This is a genomic window from Lysinibacillus sp. NPDC086135, from assembly GCF_044746345.1.
Classification (GTDB): Bacteria; Bacillota; Bacilli; order Bacillales_A; family Planococcaceae; genus Lysinibacillus.
Map to the genome: position 1 here is coordinate 12,546 of NZ_JBIVCA010000007.1, position 20,075 is coordinate 32,620.

Annotated in this window: 17 protein-coding genes and 1 riboswitch; all 17 genes read left to right on the forward strand. The window is 41.0% G+C overall.

Annotated elements, in window-relative coordinates; genetic code table 11:
• Window positions 1–66: 66 nt before the first annotated feature.
• Window positions 67–498, forward strand: a complete 432-nt coding sequence (locus ACIPKN_RS10915; protein ID WP_400935936.1) for a YwiB family protein — start codon at window positions 67–69, stop codon at window positions 496–498.
• Window positions 498–2,165 (forward strand): arginine--tRNA ligase, encoded by a 1,668-nt coding sequence (gene argS, locus ACIPKN_RS10920; protein ID WP_400936188.1) that lies wholly within the window; start codon window positions 498–500, stop codon window positions 2,163–2,165. Before ACIPKN_RS10915 ends, argS begins: the two co-directional genes overlap by 1 nt.
• Window positions 2,166–2,659: 494 nt before the next feature.
• Entirely contained in the window at window positions 2,660–3,049 is a 390-nt protein-coding gene (locus ACIPKN_RS10925) for a MerR family transcriptional regulator (protein ID WP_400935938.1), read from the forward strand.
• The gene (locus tag ACIPKN_RS10930) at window positions 3,042–4,544 is read left to right on the forward strand and encodes a class I adenylate-forming enzyme family protein (protein WP_400935940.1); all 1,503 of its coding nucleotides are present in this window, start codon (window positions 3,042–3,044) and stop codon (window positions 4,542–4,544) included. The genes ACIPKN_RS10925 and ACIPKN_RS10930 overlap by 8 nt, the downstream gene beginning before the upstream one ends.
• A gap of 1 nt (window position 4,545) precedes the next feature.
• A complete protein-coding gene (locus ACIPKN_RS10935; protein ID WP_400935942.1) occupies window positions 4,546–6,213 on the forward strand; it encodes an acyl-CoA dehydrogenase family protein in 1,668 nt (555 codons plus the stop codon).
• 314 nt (window positions 6,214–6,527) lie between these two features.
• A riboswitch (cobalamin riboswitch) is annotated at window positions 6,528–6,710 on the forward strand.
• Window positions 6,711–6,738: 28 nt separating this feature from the next.
• Window positions 6,739–6,942 (forward strand): hypothetical protein, encoded by a 204-nt coding sequence (locus tag ACIPKN_RS10940; protein WP_400935944.1) that lies wholly within the window; start codon window positions 6,739–6,741, stop codon window positions 6,940–6,942.
• 35 nt (window positions 6,943–6,977) lie between these two features.
• On the forward strand, window positions 6,978–7,943 hold the full coding sequence (locus ACIPKN_RS10945; RefSeq protein WP_400935946.1) for an ABC transporter substrate-binding protein: 966 nt from the start codon (window positions 6,978–6,980) through the stop codon (window positions 7,941–7,943).
• Window positions 7,940–8,941 carry a FecCD family ABC transporter permease gene (locus tag ACIPKN_RS10950; RefSeq protein WP_400935948.1) on the forward strand — a complete coding sequence of 334 codons (1,002 nt, stop codon included), beginning with the start codon at window positions 7,940–7,942 and terminating at the stop codon, window positions 8,939–8,941. The genes ACIPKN_RS10945 and ACIPKN_RS10950 overlap by 4 nt, the downstream gene beginning before the upstream one ends.
• Window positions 8,938–10,413 (forward strand): adenosylcobinamide amidohydrolase, encoded by a 1,476-nt coding sequence (locus tag ACIPKN_RS10955; RefSeq protein ID WP_400935950.1) that lies wholly within the window; start codon window positions 8,938–8,940, stop codon window positions 10,411–10,413. Before ACIPKN_RS10950 ends, ACIPKN_RS10955 begins: the two co-directional genes overlap by 4 nt.
• Window positions 10,414–10,503: 90 nt before the next feature.
• Window positions 10,504–11,067 (forward strand): cob(I)yrinic acid a,c-diamide adenosyltransferase, encoded by a 564-nt coding sequence (locus tag ACIPKN_RS10960; protein ID WP_248717808.1) that lies wholly within the window; start codon window positions 10,504–10,506, stop codon window positions 11,065–11,067.
• Window positions 11,068–11,583: 516 nt separating this feature from the next.
• Window positions 11,584–13,806 carry a (Fe-S)-binding protein gene (locus ACIPKN_RS10965; protein ID WP_400935953.1) on the forward strand — a complete coding sequence of 741 codons (2,223 nt, stop codon included), beginning with the start codon at window positions 11,584–11,586 and terminating at the stop codon, window positions 13,804–13,806.
• Window positions 13,807–14,005: 199 nt separating this feature from the next.
• Entirely contained in the window at window positions 14,006–15,211 is a 1,206-nt protein-coding gene (locus ACIPKN_RS10970) for an acetyl-CoA C-acetyltransferase (protein ID WP_400935955.1), read from the forward strand.
• Complete coding sequence (locus ACIPKN_RS10975; protein WP_142509232.1) at window positions 15,211–16,062, forward strand: 3-hydroxybutyryl-CoA dehydrogenase; 852 nt, start codon at window positions 15,211–15,213, stop codon at window positions 16,060–16,062. Before ACIPKN_RS10970 ends, ACIPKN_RS10975 begins: the two co-directional genes overlap by 1 nt.
• Before the next feature lie 70 nt (window positions 16,063–16,132).
• Window positions 16,133–17,269 carry an acyl-CoA dehydrogenase gene (locus ACIPKN_RS10980; protein WP_400935957.1) on the forward strand — a complete coding sequence of 379 codons (1,137 nt, stop codon included), beginning with the start codon at window positions 16,133–16,135 and terminating at the stop codon, window positions 17,267–17,269.
• A 239-nt stretch (window positions 17,270–17,508) separates the two neighbouring features.
• Window positions 17,509–18,645 (forward strand): acyl-CoA dehydrogenase, encoded by a 1,137-nt coding sequence (locus tag ACIPKN_RS10985; protein ID WP_248717812.1) that lies wholly within the window; start codon window positions 17,509–17,511, stop codon window positions 18,643–18,645.
• Window positions 18,646–18,648: 3 nt separating this feature from the next.
• On the forward strand, window positions 18,649–19,281 hold the full coding sequence (locus ACIPKN_RS10990; RefSeq protein ID WP_400935960.1) for a TetR/AcrR family transcriptional regulator: 633 nt from the start codon (window positions 18,649–18,651) through the stop codon (window positions 19,279–19,281).
• Window positions 19,282–19,753: 472 nt separating this feature from the next.
• Window positions 19,754–20,075: hypothetical protein (locus ACIPKN_RS10995; RefSeq protein ID WP_400935962.1), on the forward strand; the 322-nt coding region annotated here is incomplete at its 3' end.

Genomic DNA, 20,075 nt, shown 5'->3' on the forward strand with positions numbered 1-20,075 from the left:
AAAAATATGAGGATTCATCCTATAATAAAAAGGTTATAGTAAAAACAATAAAAGGGAGCGTCCATAATGGCGAACGAAGCAAGATCGCAGGTGAACATTAAGCTCATTTCTAAGATTCATCCGATTGATGGGGAGTCTGAAAGTTATGAAATGTGGCTGACAGGGCAGCTACTTGAAAAAGCAGGAAGCATATATTTGAAATATGAAGAGGTGCAGGAGGATAAAACCATCCGCACAACTATGAAGCTAGGCAATGAACAGGCATTAATTATGCGTAATGGAGCAGTAAAAATGCGACTACCACTTAACATAATTGAACAACAAATGGGTCATTATGAAAGTGAATTAGGTTCAATGCCACTCGTCATTGACACGAAAGAAATGACATTTACAAAGCAGGCAGTAAGCGGAGATTTCCATGTACAGTACGATTTACTAATGGGTGGGCAATCCGTTGGCAATTATACATTAGACATTACATTTACGGAGGTACAATGATGAACGCAGTAGAACAAGTACAACAAGCCATTAAAGCAGCGATTGCGCAGGCAGTTGAAAAAGCTGGCTTAGTCGAGGCTGGCACACAATTAAATATTCACCTTGAAACACCGAAGGATAAAGCAAACGGAGATTATGCAACAAATATTGCTATGCAATTAACGAAATTAGCAAAAAAACCACCTCGTGCAATTGCAGAAGCTATTTTGGATAATCTTGACACAGCAGGTACAGATATCGAGAAAATCGATATTGCTGGTCCTGGCTTCATGAATATTACTGTGCGTAAAGATTTCTTATCAGGTGTAGTAACAGCAGTACTTGAGCAAGGTGCTGACTATGGTCGTTCTAATGCTGGTGCAGGAGAAAAAATTCAAATTGAATTCGTATCTGCGAATCCAACAGGTGATCTACATTTGGGTCACGCACGCGGAGCTTCTGTAGGGGATTCATTATGTAACGTGCTTGATATGGCAGGTTACGAAGTATCTCGTGAGTACTACATTAATGATGCGGGTAACCAAATTAATAATTTAGCGTATTCACTAGAAGCGCGTTATAAGCAAGCTTTAGGAATGGATGCTGAGATGCCGGAGGACGGCTACCACGGTCAAGATATTATTGAAATCGCTGGTAAACTAACAAGCGAGCATGGCGATGCAATTTTAGCAAAATCTGATGAAGAACGTTTTGCATTCTTCCGTCAACATGGTTTAGCGTTAGAATTAGACAAGTTAAAAACAGACCTTGCTAACTTCCGTGTAAACTTTAATGTGTGGTATTCAGAAACTTCACTATATGAAAACGGTAAAATCGAAGTAGCGTTAGATAAACTGAAAGCGAATGGCCATGTATTTGAAGAAGACGGTGCTACTTGGTTCCGTTCAACAACATTTGGCGACGATAAAGACCGCGTGTTAATTAAAAATGATGGTTCTTTCACATATCTAACTCCAGATATCGCATATCATGAGGATAAAATTGTACGTGGCTTCGATAAATTAATTAATATTTGGGGCGCTGACCACCACGGCTATATCCCACGTATGAAAGCTGCTATTCAAGCGCTTGGTTACGACCGTGATACACTTGAAGTAGAAATCATCCAAATGGTTCAACTTTATAAAAATGGTGAGAAGTTCAAAATGTCTAAACGTACAGGAAACGCTGTTACAATGCGTGAGCTTGTAGAAGAGGTTGGCTTAGATGCAGTTCGTTATTTCTTCGTGAAAACTGCGGGCGATTCTCACATGGACTTTGACCTTGATCTTGCTGTATCTCAATCAAATGAAAATCCAGTGTATTATGCACAATATGCGCATGCACGTATTTCTTCAATTTTACGCTCAGCGAATGAGCAAGGCTTTGCTGCAACAACAGATCATTTAACGCTGTTAACTGCAGAAAAAGAAATTGATTTACTGAAAAAAGTGGGCGACTTCCCGAAAGTGGTAGCAGATGCTGCGAAGCACCGTACACCACACCGTATCGCCAACTACATTCAAGAAACAGCAGCTACTTTCCACAGCTTCTATAACGCTGAAAAAGTGTTAGATGCTTCAAATAAAGAGCTAACAGAAGCTCGTTTAGCCCTTATTACTGCTGTACGTACAACGATTGCCAACGCATTACGCTTAATCGGCGTATCTGCACCGGAAAAAATGTAATAATAATCTTTCTAGCCCCTGGCACGACAATGTGCCGGGGGTTTTTTGTGTTGAAATAGATATGATAGCTAGAGGTGTTGAATCGACGGATAGAATCCGAAGCTCTTAGCGGCGAAATATTAGGATTTAGCGGCGTTCTTTGCATGGTTAGCGGCGAAATATTAGGATTTAGCGGCGTTCCTTGCATGGTTAGCGGCGGAATATCAGGATTTAGCGGCGTTCCTTCCTTAGTTAGCGGCGCAACTCATCATTTAGCGGCGCAATCAAACACCCTGCCGAAGCGACGGAAGAAACAGTCAAAGCAACGGAAAGAATCGTCGAAGCGACGGAAAGCCCCACCAGAGCGACGGATAGACCAGCTAAACTGACTAACAGCACCCAATAAATTAATTCAGCTACTTAAAGCGATTATTTTCTGTAAAATTCAGAAATCTTGTTGTGGTTTACGTTAGCGTCAATGATATACTGATGGGAAACGGAAAGGGGGGATGGTGTTGAAGACGATTCAAGAAGTGGCTAAGGAGTTTAATGTTTCAACACGGACAATTCGTTATTATGAGGAACTAGGGCTGCTTAATCCTAATCGATCATCTACTAATCAGCGAACCTTTTCAAAAAAAGAATTAGCGAAGCTTAAGCTTATTTTCCGGGGGAAGCGGTACGGTTTTTCACTTGAGGAGATCAAGGAGATGGTATTGCTGTTTGATGATGATCGCACGGGCATTCAGCAGTTAGAACGCACGGTCGAATATGGGGAGCAAAAAATACAAGAAATCGATGGCAAAATTGCAGAGCTTGTACAGATGAAAAAGGAGTTACAGCATTTACAAGGCATATTTACAGAAAAATTAGCGACTTTAAAGGGAGAGATGCACGATGAATAGTTCGAATTTGTTAGCACGTAATGCGCGAAAGTACCCTATGAGTGAAGCTGTTGTTTGTCAGGGCAGACGTGTGACTTATTGTGATTTAGATGAGCAAGTGACACGTCTTAGTCATGCTTTGTTAGAGCAGGGGGTCTGGCAAGGTGACAAAGTTATTGTTTTTATGCCAAATGTTGTAGAGTTTGTTGTTAGCTATTTTGCTATTCAGCGCATTGGAGCCATTGTCGTTCCAGTAAATGCGAAATTTACGCTGCAAGAGGTTGAGTATGTAGCGCAGCATGCTGATGCTAAAGCTATTCTAGTGCATGAGGCGATTTTTGCAGCAGTCGAAAACATCAAGGTAGTCCCTTTGAAAATCAAAACAGGCCAAGAGCAGGCTGGTTGGCTAAACTATGAAACACTTATTCAACATGCAAGCAGTCAAACAATTGATTGCCAATTGAATGAAGATGATGTTTCAACGATTTTATATACTTCGGGTACAACGGGAAAACCAAAGGGCGTGTTGTTTAGCTATCGCAATATTTTAACTGTAGCGCAAATGATTGCAATAGAAATGGAAGTAAAGCCAGAAAGTCGGATTCTTCTTATGATGCCATTGACGCATTCAGCTCCATTACATTTATTTTTAATGGCAGGAGTACTTGTAGGCTCGACAAATATACTAACGCCAACATTTACAGCTGATTTATTGATAGATTCAATCGAGGAGGAACAGACAACGCATTTCTTCGGAGCACCTGTCGCTTATTTGTTAACTGCCCAAATGCCAAGATTGCAAACAGCTGATATATCATCGATGAAATGGTGGGTTTATGGTGGAGCGCCGTTATCGCAAAATGAAATTCGCTTTATCCAAAAAGCTTTCCGAACGGATAATGTAACCTGTGTCTATGGATTAACAGAGGCTGGTCCAAATGGTTCATTATTGTTTGGTGAAGAGCATGCAACGAAGGCGGGGAGCATTGGTCGGCGTGCACCACTTGGGGCGGAGCTACGGATTATTAACGACAATGGAGAAGATGTCAGTGTTGGTGACGTAGGAGAAATCGTGATATTCGGTGAGGGTAACATGCTGGGCTATTATAAGGATGATGTTGCAACAAAGGGTGCATTTATAGATGGGTGGCTGAAAACAGGTGACCTAGCTCGCATAGATGAGGACGGCTATATTTGGATTATCGATCGTAAAAAGGATGTTATTTTTTCAGGCGGTGTGAATATTTATCCGAAAGAAATAGAAGATCGTATGTTGAGCTATGAGGGGATATTTGAAGTGGCTGTAATCGGTGTGCCACATCCGGAGTGGGGAGAAACGGTGAAGGCCGTTTATGCCGCCAAAACGGAAACTGACGAGGACGAACTTAAAGCTTATTTGGAGGAGCGTCTTGCTAAATATAAAATTCCACGCATCTTTGAACGTGTGGAAGCGTTACCACGAAATGCATCGGGCAAAATACTAAAACAATCCTTGAAGGGACAAGAGGTGAGATAGCATGAAAGTTTTACAGCAGGAAGAAATGAAAACAACAAACTTTTTTAACGAAAATGATACACTTCATAAAGTTTTAGAAATGATGCTAGATAAAGAGTTTGTGGACTATGCAAAACGTGAGCTAACAGATTTTGGTGAGCTTTGTGCTGGAGATATTGATGTGAGAGCCAAGCATACGGATAGAGAGGGTGAACCTCGATTACAAAGGTATAATGCCTATGGTGAAGAAGTGTCAGAGGTTTGGGTCAATGATGGCTATAAAAGAACAATTGAAGAGACGTACAATACCGGCATTGTTGGCTATGTGCATAAGGATATTCCGCAATTAGGTAGAAAGGGTAACTATGTCTATAGCTTTGCTCAAGGCTATATACTATCACATGCTGAGCCAGGCTTTTACTGTCCTGTTACTTTAACGATGGCAACGGCTTATCTCCTTGATCATTATGCGAGTGATGAGGTGAAAGCGCGCTTTTTACCACATGTTTGTGCAACAGGAGAGACAGAGCTATATGAGGGGGCCACGTTTTTAACGGAGCGTCAAGGTGGCTCTGATGTTGGAGCGAATGTTGTGAAGGCAAGACAGGACGGCAATCAGTATCTTTTATATGGAGAGAAATATTTTGCATCTAATGCAGGAATGTGTGGAGTAACCATGGTATTGGCGCGCATGGAAGAGGCTCAGGCAGGCTCAAAGGGCTTAACATTGTTTGCAGTTCCATGGCGAAATGAGGATGGCACAGTTAATAACCTACGCATTCGGCGTTTAAAGGATAAACTTGGCGTTAAAGCAGTGCCTTCAGGTGAGGTGGAATTTGATGGTGCACTAGCTTATGTCGTAGGTGATCCGAATAAAGGAATTTATTATATGCTGGAGGCACTTAATTTATCAAGAATTTGCAATGCGGTTGCTTCTATCGGTATTATGCGCCGTGGATATTTAGAGGCGAAGCATTATGTGACAAATCGTTATGCGTTTGGTAAGTCTTTAACGCAATATCCTATGATTCAGGATACACTAGGGAAATTCGCTGCCAAGCTTCATGTAGAAGTTGCCACAGTTTTTGATCTTATTCAGCTGTACGATAAAGTAACTAGTGGGCGAGGGAATAAAGAAGACATTATTTTAAACCGCTTGTATATTGCGATCATGAAAAAAGAAACGGCAGAGCAAGCTGTACATTATGCTAGTGAAGCCATTGAATTACATGGCGGAAACGGCTATATTGAAGATTTTGTTACACCTAGGTTATTAAGAGATGCACAGGTACTTACTGTGTGGGAAGGGACTGCGAATATTTTAGCTTTAGAGCTCATTCGCTTAGTTGATAAGTTTCATGTGCATGATTTGTTTGTTCGTGTCATGGAAGAGCGCCTAGAAAAACTACCTGACAGTCCATTAGTCGAAATTGTAGCGGAGCAATTAGCAAAACTAGGTGCAACTTTGCAAACATTTAGCCGTTTAGATGATGCAACGAAAACGTTTGAGGCAAAAAGGGTTGCAGAGAAAATGGCACATTTATATGAAAGTGTTGTAGCTGTCGAATGGGCACAAAGATTCGGCGGCAAATATGAGAAGCTAGCAGATATTTATTTAGAGCACACATGGGCATTACGAGAAATGGGTGCACCAATGAAAACGGTACAGTATTTTTCAGATATAGTCTAACTTATTTCGGCAGGTGTCCAAACACCTGCTGAAATAGAGGAACTCAGTCTAAGAACGCCACGTCCTGTGGCGACTACTGAGTGACCAACATCACGTTGGCCCAAAGCCTCTGGCGAATGTCACGGAATCGGAAAGAAGTTCACATAGGATGTTAGCCTAAAATCATCGCATCCATGCGATAACGGCTAACTGACCTGCATCACGCAGGCCTAAGCACAAAGCCGATCCCGGACGCAATTATGCCAAGGTATAATTGATTGTTTAGAAGTCGTCTCGAATGGAGGCGACTTCTTTCATTTTCATGTATAATAAAATCAACTGAATATTATAAAGGTTCTTTACTTTAGTAAAGTGAAAAGGGAAATCGGTGTAATTCCGATGCGGTCCCGCCACTGTATGTGTGAGTTTTTTCAATCTGCGCCACTGAAAATTTCGGGAAGGCTTGAAAAAGCGTATGGAGCACGAGCCAGGAGACCTGCCTTTATAGAAAACACGTTGTAGCCTACGAGGATAGGATGGTGGATTTTGTATATGTATTTTTGTGCAAATTTGACCCCCTCATTATTTTATGATGAGGGGTATTTGTTTTGGAAGATGAATGTCAATAAATTTGAAAACATGGGCGATAAATCCAAAATGTTAGGTGATAAACTCAAAAAGTTGGGCGATAAATCCAAAATGTTAGGCGATCAAAAACTAAAACGTATCGATAAATCAAAAAAACAATAAAAACTATACGCACAAATAGACTAAGGAGGATTCACATGAAGAAAATTTGGAAAATAGGGTTATCAGCATTTTTAGCTATTGGCTTACTTGCTGCATGTAATACAAAAGAGGCGACAAATGAAAAGCCGTCATCTTCTGAGCAACAAGAGACAACAAAAGTAGAACAAGCAACATTCCCAATGACGATAACGGATGCTACTGGCAAGAATATTACGCTAGAGGCACCTCCTGAAAAAATTGTCTCACTCATTCCGAGTAACACAGAAATTTTATTTGGCCTAGGCTTAAATAATGAAATAGTTGGTGTGACAGATAATGACGATTATCCACCAGAGGTTACTAAAAAAGAAAAGGTTGGCGGTATGGATTATAATATTGAAAAAATTATTGCTTTAACGCCAGATATCGTTTTTGCGCATGCATCGGGTATGGGTTATTCAAAAGGAGCTATTGAACAGCTTGAGGCGGCAGGTGTAAAAGTATTTGTTGTAGCGGATACAAAAAACTTTAATGAAACTTACACAACAATTGAACAGCTTGGTCGTGCAACAGGAAAACAAGAAGAGGCTAAAAAAATTGTGGCAAATATGAAGGCAAAAGTTAAAGAAGTTGAAACAAAACTTGACGGTGTTGAGGCGAAAAAAGTCTTTGTAGAGTCGTCTGATGAGCCAGAAATTTATACAGCTGGTAAAGGTACATTTATGAATGAAATGCTAGAAATGATTCATGCCGAAAATGTAGCAGCAGATTCAAATAGCTGGTATAAAATTGATGCTGAACAAATTATCGCAAAAAATCCAGATGTCATTGTTGTGGCATATAATTACGTACCTGATATTTTAACGAAAATTCCACAACGTGCAGGCTTTGAGACAATCTCTGCCGTGAAAAATAAAGCCATAGTACAAGTGGATGAAAATATAACAAGTCGTCAAGGTCCTCGTTTAGCAGATGGTCTTGAGGAATTAGCGAAGGCCGTCTACCCTGAGGCGTTTAAATGAGTAAAAAAATTGTAGCCTATGTAACAGCAATTACGCTTCTAATCATTAGCATCTGGTGTGGTGTGGCGATAGGCTCGGTTCATATTCCGCTAGAAGTATTGTGGAATAAGGCGGCTGATGAAACAGCCGCCAATATTTTATGGAAAATTCGATTACCTCGAGTTTTGCTTGCAGGGCTTGTAGGGGCGTCACTTGCAATTGCAGGGGCAGCTTTTCAAGGCTTATTAAAAAACCCTTTGGCTGACCCTTATACGTTAGGTGTTTCCTCTGGTGCATCAGTTGGCGCAGTTATGACGATTTTTTTTAGTATATCAATACCTGTAGTAGGTCATTTTACATTGCCGACCTTTAGTATGATAGGTGCCATATTAACGATGGTAGCTGTTATGGGCTTTGCTAGAATAGTAGACCACTCGTTAAAAATGGAAACTCTTATTTTAACGGGGGTTATATTTAGTTCATTTTTAGGTTCCTTGATTTCTTTAATGATTGCATTATCTGGTGAAGAGCTTCGCCAAGTTATCGGATGGCTGCTTGGCTCAGTATCGATGCGTGGTTGGCCTTATGTTCAGATGATTATCCCGTTTGTCATAATTGGCACCATTATGCTTTGGACACAAAGACGCGAGTTAAATGTTCTGCTATATGGTGAAGAACGCGCGAAGCATTTAGGTGTTCATGTTAAGCGCAGTAAATATATTATTTTAGTGGGTGGATCAATGTTGACAGGAGCTGCGGTAGCTGTTTCTGGAACGATTGGCTTTGTTGGTTTAGTCGTTCCTCATATGACGAGAATGGTTTGGGGTTCTGATCACCGACACTTATTGCCATTATCATTTTTAAATGGGGCAACTTTGCTGATTATTTGTGATTTAATAGCGCGAACAATTATTATGCCAAGAGAGCTACCGATTGGTGTCATTACTGCATTTATTGGGGCACCCGTTTTTTCCTATATTTTTTACAAGCAACGTAGAAGCAAGGGGGTACGGGCATGATTGTTGTTGAACATCTTTCCGGTGGCTATGAAGACGTACCTATCGTCCAGGATATAAGTTTTTCAGTTGAAAAAGGCAAAATACTAGGGATCTTAGGGCCGAATGGTAGCGGGAAATCCACACTGTTAAAAGTAATAAGTGGTATTCTACCAGCAACTGCAGGCACTGTATTAGTAGATGGTAAAAGTAGCAGCTCTTACAATGCTCGTGCATTAGCAAAAAAAATGGCGGTGCTACCACAATTACATGCTAATGCTTTTTCAAATAGTGTACGGGAGGCAGTATCACTTGGGCGTTATCCTCATCAAACAGGCTTCTTTTCAAGCTGGACTGATCGCGATGAACAAGCAGTCCAACATGCCATGATGCAAACTGGTGTGAAACGCTATGAACAGACACCGATGGAATTTTTGTCGGGCGGTGAGCAGCAAAGAGTTTTTGTAGCCCAAGCTCTTGCACAAACAGCTGAAATATTGCTGCTAGATGAGCCAACGAACCATCTAGATATTGCTCATCAACGTCAAATTTTAGATATGGTGCGAAAGGAAGCAATTGAAAGTGGTTTGACCGTTATTATGGTACTGCATGATATGAATTTAGCCTCCCTCTATTGTGATGAATTATTGCTAATGGAGGAAGGTCGGATGCGAGCATTGGGGGCGCCGCATGAAGTATTAATCGCTTCGCAAATCGAAGACGTCTATCAAGCCCGAGTTGCAACTTACGCACATCCAGAAATTCCAAAGCCTCAAATTACCATGATGCCAGCCTCAGTTGAACATCAACAGCGTGCTGTCATTACAAAAGAAAATTTCACTGTTACAGATCGTTATATTAAGCTTCAATCAGAGTTTCCGTTAAAAACAGTGTCCTCAGCTGTCCATAATCCGGGTATTGGTTGGTATGATTGTCTGTTAAATCGCTCTGAACCAATAGATTATGTCATTAGTGATGTTAAGAAAGAGGTCGCTGGATTTTTACTAAAAGATCATTTCTCATCTACAAGTACCGTCGTCATGTTAACAGCTGTTCCAACAAATCTTGTAGCTATAAATGAATTTAAAGCTTCCTTTGGTAGTGTCCTTGTTGCTGTTACGGCCGGAGTTGGCAATGCAGTTGATGTGTCTCGTACACATGAAAGACAAGATGAATCACATATTGGTACTATAAATACGTGGGTTATTGTTAATGGTTGTTTATCAGAAGAAGCGTTTTTCCAAGCAATGATGACGGCTACCGAGGCGAAAACAAAGGCATTGCAATCGGAAAATATTCGCGATGAACTTAGTGGTACAATTGCGACAGGTACTGCTACGGATAGTTTATTAATTGCAGCTACACAAAAAGGGGAAGAAATGCTGTATGGAGGTCCCATTACTGATGTAGGTAAGATTATCGGTAAAGGTGTTTTTGAAACAACTGTACAGGCAATAAAAAATTATCTTCATTCAGCAGATACTCCTGCTGAATGAAGATAATGCCTCCGGACGCATTGTTTATCTGCGCGACAGCGGCAATTACGCCAAGGCGAAATTATAAAATAACTTTAGGAGATGAGAGAAATGAAGCTTTACACGAAAACAGGCGATACAGGGAAAACAAGTCTTATCGGTGGACGCGTTGATAAGGATAGCTTACGCGTTGAAACATATGGGGCCATTGATGAATTAAATTCTTTTATTGGTAAGGCTGTCAGTGAACTAGATCGTGAATTATTTAAGGATATTTTAATTGATTTAGAAACAATTCAGCATGAGCTTTTTGATGCGGGTGGCGATCTTGCTAACGTCATGAAGGAACGTCATTATAAGCTAACAGAGCAGCCAATCGAAGTGTTGGAAACGCGTATTGATGCATTATCAGATGAAGCACCGCCGTTACAGCGTTTTATTTTACCAGGTGGTGCACCAGCAGCTGCAACCTTACACATTGCTCGCACAGTAGCACGTCGAGCAGAGCGTCAAATGGTAACGCTTATGAAGGAAATCGAAGATGTACCGACAATTGTACAAAAATATTTAAACCGTCTATCTGACTATTTATTTGCAGCTGCAAGGGTTGTTAATTTTAGATTAAATGTCGCGGATGTTGAATATATTCGAAGCGGCAATGTTTTTAAAAAATAGCCTGTTATTGATAGACAATTACGCTCGTTAGCAAAACGTAGGGGTGATTTGGTTCCGACTGGGCGTTTTGATTGTACGAAAGCGAAGCGACAGCACGATGTGGGCACATTCATCTATCGCTAATCCTCAAGGAGTCGCCTAGTCTTCACTTCAAGCAACCTATATACGTGGGATAGCTTTTAACAAATATCATCTCAAACTGAAAAAGCCGATTTGCCATCTTAACATGATGCAAATCGGCTTTTTGGGGTATTTAAATACTACAAAAGAAGACAAATTTATATTAAAAATGAATTTCTTTAGTGTTTTAAAACGCTCTTAAAATTCAGGGTGGCATTTTTTCTAGTAAAATGTAAGAATATAAAATTATCAGAAATATTTCCGTTTTATGTTGACTGAATGCTCACTCATTTATTAGAATAGGAATATAATCATGGAATGGCGTACATTTACGTATGAGCTAGCAAATTTATCACAAAGAGAGAAAGTTACGACAAACTAAAGGGGGGACCAACCATGAGTCCATTAGTAATTGCAAACATTGTTCTAACAGTCGTGGTTGTGCTTTATGCAGTAGGATTGTTCTTCTATCTGTTAAAAACACGCTATAAGTTTGTACAATTGGGGAAAAAGATTGAATTTGATGAAAGTGTTAAAGAACGAATTAGTTATCTTATGGTCAATGTACTTGGCCAAAACAAGCTATTAAAAGATCCAAAGAGTGGTTTAATTCATGTCATGTTCTTCTATGGATTTTTGATGGTGCAGCTAGGTGCCATTGATTTAATTTGGAAGGGGTTAGTACCTGGATCACATTTACCGCTCGGTGTTTTCTACAGTGTGTTTACATTTTTCCAAGAGCTTGTGGTATTAATGATTTTAGTGGCGGTTGTGTGGGCATTTTACCGACGCTATGTAGAAAAGCTAGTACGTCTAAAACGAGGCTGGAAAAATGGTCTTGTCTTAATTTTCATTGGTGGGTTAATGGTATCCACATTACTTGCAAATGGTATGGGAATAATTTGGCATGGTGAAGGACTAACTTATACAGAGCCAGTTGCCTCTGGCATTGCTGCTATTTTTAGTTTCTTACCAGCAGCAGCAGCGGCTGTTGTTTTCTATGTAATGTGGTGGGCACACTTATTAATTCTTTTGACATTCTTAGTGTATGTACCACAATCGAAGCACTTCCACTTGATTGTAAGCCCGATTAATGTGTACATGAATCGTTTAGATCGTACAGGTACTTTAACACCGATCGACTTTGAGGCATTAGAAAATGCTGAAGATGAAGAGGATATTCCGGCAATTGGTGTTGGACGTATTCAAGATTTTACACAAAAACAAATGTTAGATTTATATTCTTGTGTAGAGTGCGGACGCTGTACAAATATGTGTCCAGCATCAGGAACAGGGAAAATGCTATCTCCAATGGATTTAATCGTGAAGCTTCGTGATCATTTAACATTTACAGGTGCTGTTGTAACAAAGCAAAAGCCATGGGTTCCTTATCAATTCTTTGCTAATACAAAGGGGAATCAGCTAGCGATGGCAGCTGGTGCTGAGGGGGCAGTCATTGAAGATATCTACAGCCCTTCTTTAATTGGCGATGTTATTACAGAATCTGAGATTTGGGCATGTACAACTTGCCGTAACTGTGAAGATCAATGTCCTGTTATGAACGAGCATGTCGATAAAATTATTGATTTACGTCGTTACTTAACGATGACTGAAGGAAAAGTGAACCCTGATGCACAACGCGCGATGACAAATATCGAGCGTCAAGGCAATCCTTGGGGCTTAAATCGAAAAGAAAAAGAAAATTGGCGTAATCTCGATCCAACAATTCATATTCCAACAGTGAAAGAGCTGAAAAAGTCAGGCGAGGAAATGGAATATTTATTCTGGGTAGGTTCCATGGGGGCATTTGATAACCGCTCGCAAAAAATTGCATTAGCTTTCTGTCGTTTATTAAACGAGGCGGGTGTGAAGTTTGCAATTTTAGGAAATAAAGAGAAAAACTCAGGGGACACTCCTCGTCGTTTAGGAAATGAATTTTTATTCCAAGAGCTGGCAACAGCAAATATTGATGAATTTGAGAAAAACGACGTGAAGAAAATCGTTACGATTGACCCGCACGCTTACAATATCTTTAAAAATGAATACCAAGACTTTGGCTGGAAGGGCGAGGTCTATCACCATACTGAACTATTGAATCAATTGATTGAAGAAAATCGTCTTGCGTTAAATTACGAAGTTCATGAAACGATTGTTTTCCACGATTCTTGTTATTTAGGTCGTTATAACGATGTATATGATGCACCACGCGAGATATTACGTGGCATACCGGGTGTTAAGCTTGTGGAAATGGAGCGTAATCGTGAAACGGCAATGTGCTGCGGCGCAGGTGGCGGTTTAATGTGGATGGAAGAGCATGTCGGCAACCGTATTAACGTAGCACGAACAGAACAAGCTTTAGCAACTGATGCATCTGTTATCTCTTCTGGATGTCCTTACTGCTTAACAATGCTTGAGGATGGAACAAAGGCAAAAGAGGTTGAGGATTCAATCGGTACATTCGATGTTGCAGAACTATTAGAGCGTTCTGTATTTGGTGAAAAAGTGAAAGCTGTCGAGGAATCTGTTGGAGAAGCAGCGGATGTAATGGCTGAAGAAGTAGTAGCTTCTGTGGACAGTGTCGAACAAAACGAAAATGCAGAAACGAACGCAGAAAAATGATGGTTATTGCAGAAATATTTTAGTTATCTGAAAAATATAAATTGCACAATAAATAATTGTTTTGTAGAATAAGATTAAATGGAGATGGGAGTTGAACTATAAACTCCCATTTTTCATAGTTAGAGGTCGAGCGAGCGTTCAGTCAACATAGAAGCTCTAATACTTCTTCTGGAAACGTAAAACAAAAGGGGTGTTTTACTTGAATAGAGCTGTAATTTTAGCAGGAGCAAGAACTGCATTTGGTAAGTTTGGAGGTTCACTATCAGCATTAAGTGCAAGTGACTTAGGTGCAATCGCCATAAAGGGGGCACTTGAGAAAGCGAATATCTCGCCTGATGAAGTGAATGAAGTAATTTTAGGCTCCGTTTTACAAGGGGGACAGGGCCAAATTCCTTCAAGGCAGGCTGCGATCAAAGCAAATTTACCAATAGCAGTGAAAACAGAAACGATTAACAAGGTTTGTGCGTCAGGGATGCGTGCTGTAACACTAGCAGATCAGCTAATTCGATTAGGGGACGAAGAAGTAATGATCGCTGGTGGTATGGAGTCCATGTCCAATGCACCGTATTATCTACAAAATGGTCGAACAGGCTTACGCATGGGCGACTCAACAATGGTGGATGGCATGCTATATGATGGCTTAACATGTGCTTTTAATAAGGCAAGGCCGCATATGGGAAGCTACGGTAATACAACGGCGAAAGAATATTCGTTAAGCCGTGAGGAGCAGGATGCTTGGTCGGTTCGCAGTCATGAACGTGCACTTGCAGCAATTGAAAAAGGTTACTTTGCTGAAGAAATCGTGCCTGTGGAAATTCCACAACGTAAGGGAGAACCGCTTCAAGTCGATACAGACGAGGCACCAAGGGCTGGTACATCAATGGAGGTACTTGCAAAACTCAAACCAGCCTTTGACAAGGATGGAACAATTACAGCAGGTAATGCACCTGGCGTTAACGATGGTGCATGTGCCTTAGTAGTAATGAGTGAGGAACGTGCAACTCGTGAAGACAGAGAGCCACTTGCGGTTATTATCGGCCATGAAGAGATTGCTATTGAGCCAGAGAACTTCCCACAAACACCAGGGCTTGTCATTAACAAATTACTGAAAAAGACGGGGAAATCATTAGCTGACATTGATTTGATCGAAATCAATGAAGCATTTGCAGCTGTAGCTCTTGTTAGCGAGCAGTTGGCGGATTTAGATGCTGAAAAGGTCAATGTTAACGGTGGTGCAGTTGCACTAGGTCATCCAATCGGAGCATCTGGAGCACGCATTATTTTAACACTTGCTCATGAATTAAAGCGCCGTGGCGGTGGTATCGGAATTGCTGCTATCTGCTCAGGTGGCGGGCAAGGCGATGCAATTATGATTGAAGTACCGAAAACAGGGGGACATGAATGATGGGAATTCAAAAAGTAATGGTTATTGGTGCTGGGCAAATGGGCTCCGGCATTGCACAAGTTTGTGCACAAGCTGGTTATGATGTCAAACTGAACGACATGAAGCAAGAATTTTTCGAACGTGGTTTGGGAGTCATTACGAAAAACCTGACACGTGATGTCGAAAAGGGTCGTAAAACTGAGGAAGAGAAGGCAGCCATTCTAGGCCGTATTAATATGTCACTAGATTTACAGGATGCTAGTGATGTAGATATTATCATCGAGGCAGCAGTGGAAAATATGGAAGTAAAGCAATCCATCTTTAAGCAAATTGATCAGATTGCACCGGCACATGCCATTTTAGCTACGAATACATCATCTTTACCAATTACGGAAATTGCAGCTGTAACAAATCGTCCAGAGCAAGTAATTGGTATGCACTTTATGAATCCGGTACCTGTTATGAAGCTAGTAGAAATTATTAGAGGGTTAGCTACAAGTGATGAAGTCTACAAAGCGGTTGAAGACATGACAGTAAAATTATCGAAAACGCCAGTGGAAGTAAATGACTTCCCAGGCTTTATTTCGAATCGTATTTTATTACCAATGATTAATGAAGCGATCTACGCATTGTATGAGGGTGTAGCATCGAAAGAAGCTATTGATGATGTAATGAAGCTCGGAATGAATCATCCGATGGGGCCATTAACATTAGCAGATTTCATTGGTCTTGATACATGTCTATCCATCATGGAGATTTTACATGAGGGCTTAGGTGATAGTAAATATAGACCTTGTCCATTGCTTCGTAAATATGTGGCAGCAGGATGGCTAGGTAAAAAATCTGGAAGAGGCTTTTACGTTTACGAATAATCCTATGGGGATGGGACGATTCAAAACGAAGTGTAATGCTACGGGACAACGTACAGGGGTGACATTATAGATGCATTTACAATTTACAGATGAACAAATAATGATGCGTGATATGGTTCGTAATTTCGCTCAGGATAAAATCGAACCGTGGGTAGAACGAATGGAGGCAGGAGAGTTTCCGCGTAAGCTCCTTGCACAAATGGGAGAATTAGGTTTAATGGGGATTACGGCGCCTGAGGAATTAGGCGGCTCAGCGATGGATTTTACATCGTACATAATTGCTATCAATGAACTATCGAAGGTTAGCGCAGTAATGGGGGTTATTTTATCTGTGCATACTTCGGTTGGAACAAATCCCATTATTTATTTCGGCAACGATGAACAAAAGAAACGTTATGTTCCAAAGCTTGCTGCAGGTGAATATTTAGGGGCATTTTGTTTAACGGAGCCTAGCGCTGGTTCAGATGCTGGCTCTTTACAATCCAAAGCGGTGCGAGATGGAGATGAATATGTCATCAACGGTTCCAAGGTGTTTATTACAAACGGTGGAGAAGCGGATGTTTATATTGTCTTTGCCTCAACGAAACCTACTGAAAAAACACATGGTATTTCAGCATTTATTGTTGAAAAAGGAACTTCGGGCTTAATCGTAGGTAAAGATGAACATAAAATGGGCTTACACGGCTCACGTACAGTTCAACTAACATTCGACAACTGTCGCATTCCAGCCGCAAACCTTCTTGGGGAGGAAGGGGAAGGCTTTAAAATTGCAATGGCCAATTTAGATGTTGGACGTATTGGAATCGCAGCACAAGCTCTAGGTATTGCTGAAGCAGCGCTAGAGGCAGCCACTGCATATGCCAAAGAACGTGTTCAATTTGGAAAGCCTATTGCGGCGCAACAAGGTGTTGGCTTCAAGCTTGCTGATATGGCGACTGCTGTAGAAGCAGTGAAATTATTAGTCTATCGGGCAGCGGATTTACGCACAAAAGGGTTACCGTGTGGAGCGGAGGCCTCGATGGCAAAACTTTTTGCCTCTCGTACAGCAGTGCAAACAGCGCTAGACGCTATACAGATTTTTGGTGGCTATGGCTATACAAAAGATTATCCAGTAGAGCGTTATTTCCGAGATGCAAAAGTGACAGAAATATATGAGGGTACAAGTGAAATTCAAAAGCTAGTCATTAGTAAACATTTACTTAAATAAGATTTGATGTTTGTTGCATTGTTGATTTTTCAAAGGTGATGTCGATTGCTAAAATAAAACGCTCGGGTAACCCGGAAAACCGGTCAGGTCATGCAATGAATCGCTCAGGTACCTCGAAGAACGGATCAGGTAACCAAAAGATTTGCTCAGTTTCTCGAAGCAATATAGCAGGAACATTATCAAAAATTGAAATAAACAATATAGCACTAATAGAGTCTAACGAAAAGGGGAAATGGATAATGAACTTTCAATTATCAGAAGAGCATGAGCAATTACGCGAAATGATTCGTGATTTTGCTATTAATGAAGTAGCACCAACAGCAGCTGAACGTGACGAGAACGAAGAATTTGACCGTGCAATTTTCGATAAAATGGCGGAGCTAGGGTTAACAGGTATTCCATGGCCAGAAGAATACGGTGGTGCAGGCTTTGATTATCTTGCATATGTCATTGCTGTAGAAGAATTATCACGTGTATGTGCTTCAACAGGGGTAACTTTATCAGCACATACTTCACTTGCTGGTTGGCCGATTTTTAAATTCGGTACGGAAGAACAAAAACAAAAATATCTTCGTCCAATGGCAGAAGGTAAACATATCGGTGCATATGGCTTAACAGAGCCAGGATCAGGCTCTGATGCTGGTGGCATGAGAACATATGCAAAACGTGATGGTGATGATTATATTTTAAACGGCTCGAAGATTTTCATTACCAATGGTGGAGTAGCAGATACATATGTTGTATTTGCAGTAACAGATCCAGAAGCTAAACATGGCACAACTGCTTTTATCGTTGAAGCTGGCTTTGAAGGTTTCTCGGTAGGGAAGAAGGAGAAAAAACTAGGAATTCGTTCATCTCCTACAACTGAAATTATTTTTGATAACTGTCGCGTTCCGAAAGAAAACATGCTTGGAGCTGAGGGAGAAGGCTTTAAAATTGCGATGACAACACTTGATGGAGGACGTAATGGTATTGCGGCACAAGCTGTAGGGATTGCACAAGGCGCATTGGATGCAGCGGTTGAATACGGTAAAGAGCGCGTGCAATTTGGTAAACCGATTACTGCTAACCAAGGTGTCTCCTTTAAACTAGCGGATATGGCAACTCAAATTGAAGCATCTCGACTGCTTACATACCAAGCGGCTTGGTTGGAATCAAATGGTCTACCTTATGGTAAAGCATCTGCAATGGCAAAATTAATGGCTGGCGATACTGCGATGAATGTAACGACTGAGGCGGTTCAAGTCTTTGGTGGGTATGGATATACGAAAGATTATCCTGTTGAGCGCTTCATGCGTGATGCAAAAATCACACAAATTTATGAAGGTACACAAGAGATTCAACGACTTGTTATCTCTCGTATGTTGACAAAATAACGTATGACAGAAAGAGATAAAAGACCCCAAGTACAGTCGACGGTAAAAGATGAAAATCTCATCGCCATTCGTCGAGAACAAATGATAGAGGGAGCCATTAAATTATTTAAAGAAAAAGGTTTTCATCGTGCTACCACGAGAGAAATCGCAAAAGCTGCAGGCTTTAGTATCGGAACATTATATGAATATATTCGTACTAAGGAAGATGTCCTTTATCTTGTATGTGATAGTATTTATCACCAGGCGATGGAGCGACTTTCAAGTTATGAGATTAAGGCAGGAACTATAGAAGAGTTAAAGGAAATGATTCGAGAGTATTTCTTGCAAATTGATCGTATGGTTGATGAGATGACAATCATGTATCAGGAAACTAAATCATTATCAAAAGAAGCACAACGCTATGTATTTAGTAAAGAGTTTGAAATGGTTGGTACTTTTGAGCGATTACTACAACGCTGTGTGCAATCAGGTGAAATAACGATGACGGATCAACAAATTCACTTGGCAGCAAATAACTTAGTCGTTTCTGGACAAAGCTGGGCATTCCGTAAATGGGCGCTTCATCGTCAGCACTCTATTGACGAATTTATTGAAATGCAAATAACATTGTTTATTTCAGGCATAAAGGGGTTCTAATAAGTTCCGTAAAGGGGTTGTCGGTAATTGCATAGTGCGACATTGCAATTACCGACTTTTTTTATCTTCATCCAGCAGTTGACTCCGATCTTTGAAGGTGAGGAGATGAATGCCGATGTGGATCCTTTTCATTGGGTGTCCAAACACCTACTGAAATAGAGGAACTCAGTCTAAGAACGCCACGTCCTGTGGCAACGACTGAGTGACCAACATCATGTTGGCCTAATGCCTCCGGCGGATGGCACGGATTTTGAAAGGAATGACTTGTGCCCGCACATTTCAAAATCCGGACGCAATTACGCCAAGGCGAAATTGATGTATAAAAAAGCTCATCACCAAAAGTAGGGGATAGTTTTTGGTAAAAACGTATGCTATGTAAATAAGTTGATTGGAGTGGAGACTGGGCGACTTCTCGGGGATCAGCGATAGAGGAACGAATGCTAAAAGCATCACATCCTGTGATAACGCCTTCGTGACCAACATCGTGTTGGCCCGAGACCCTGCAGCGAAGCGGCTCATCGGACGCCCCCAGGAAGCTTTGCTCTGTGCGAAAGCGAAGCGGCAGCAACAAATGTTTTCTGTAGCGAAAGCAAAGCGACAGCTACAAATGTTTTCTGTAGCGAAAGCAAAGCGACAGCAACAAATGTTTTCTGTGCGAAAGCGAAGCGACAGAACAAATGTTTTCTGTGCGAAAGCAAAGCGACAGCAACAAATGTTTTCTGTGCGAAAGCGAAGCGGCAGCTACAAATGTTTTCTGTGCGAAAGCGAAGCGGCAGCTACAAATGTTTTCTGTG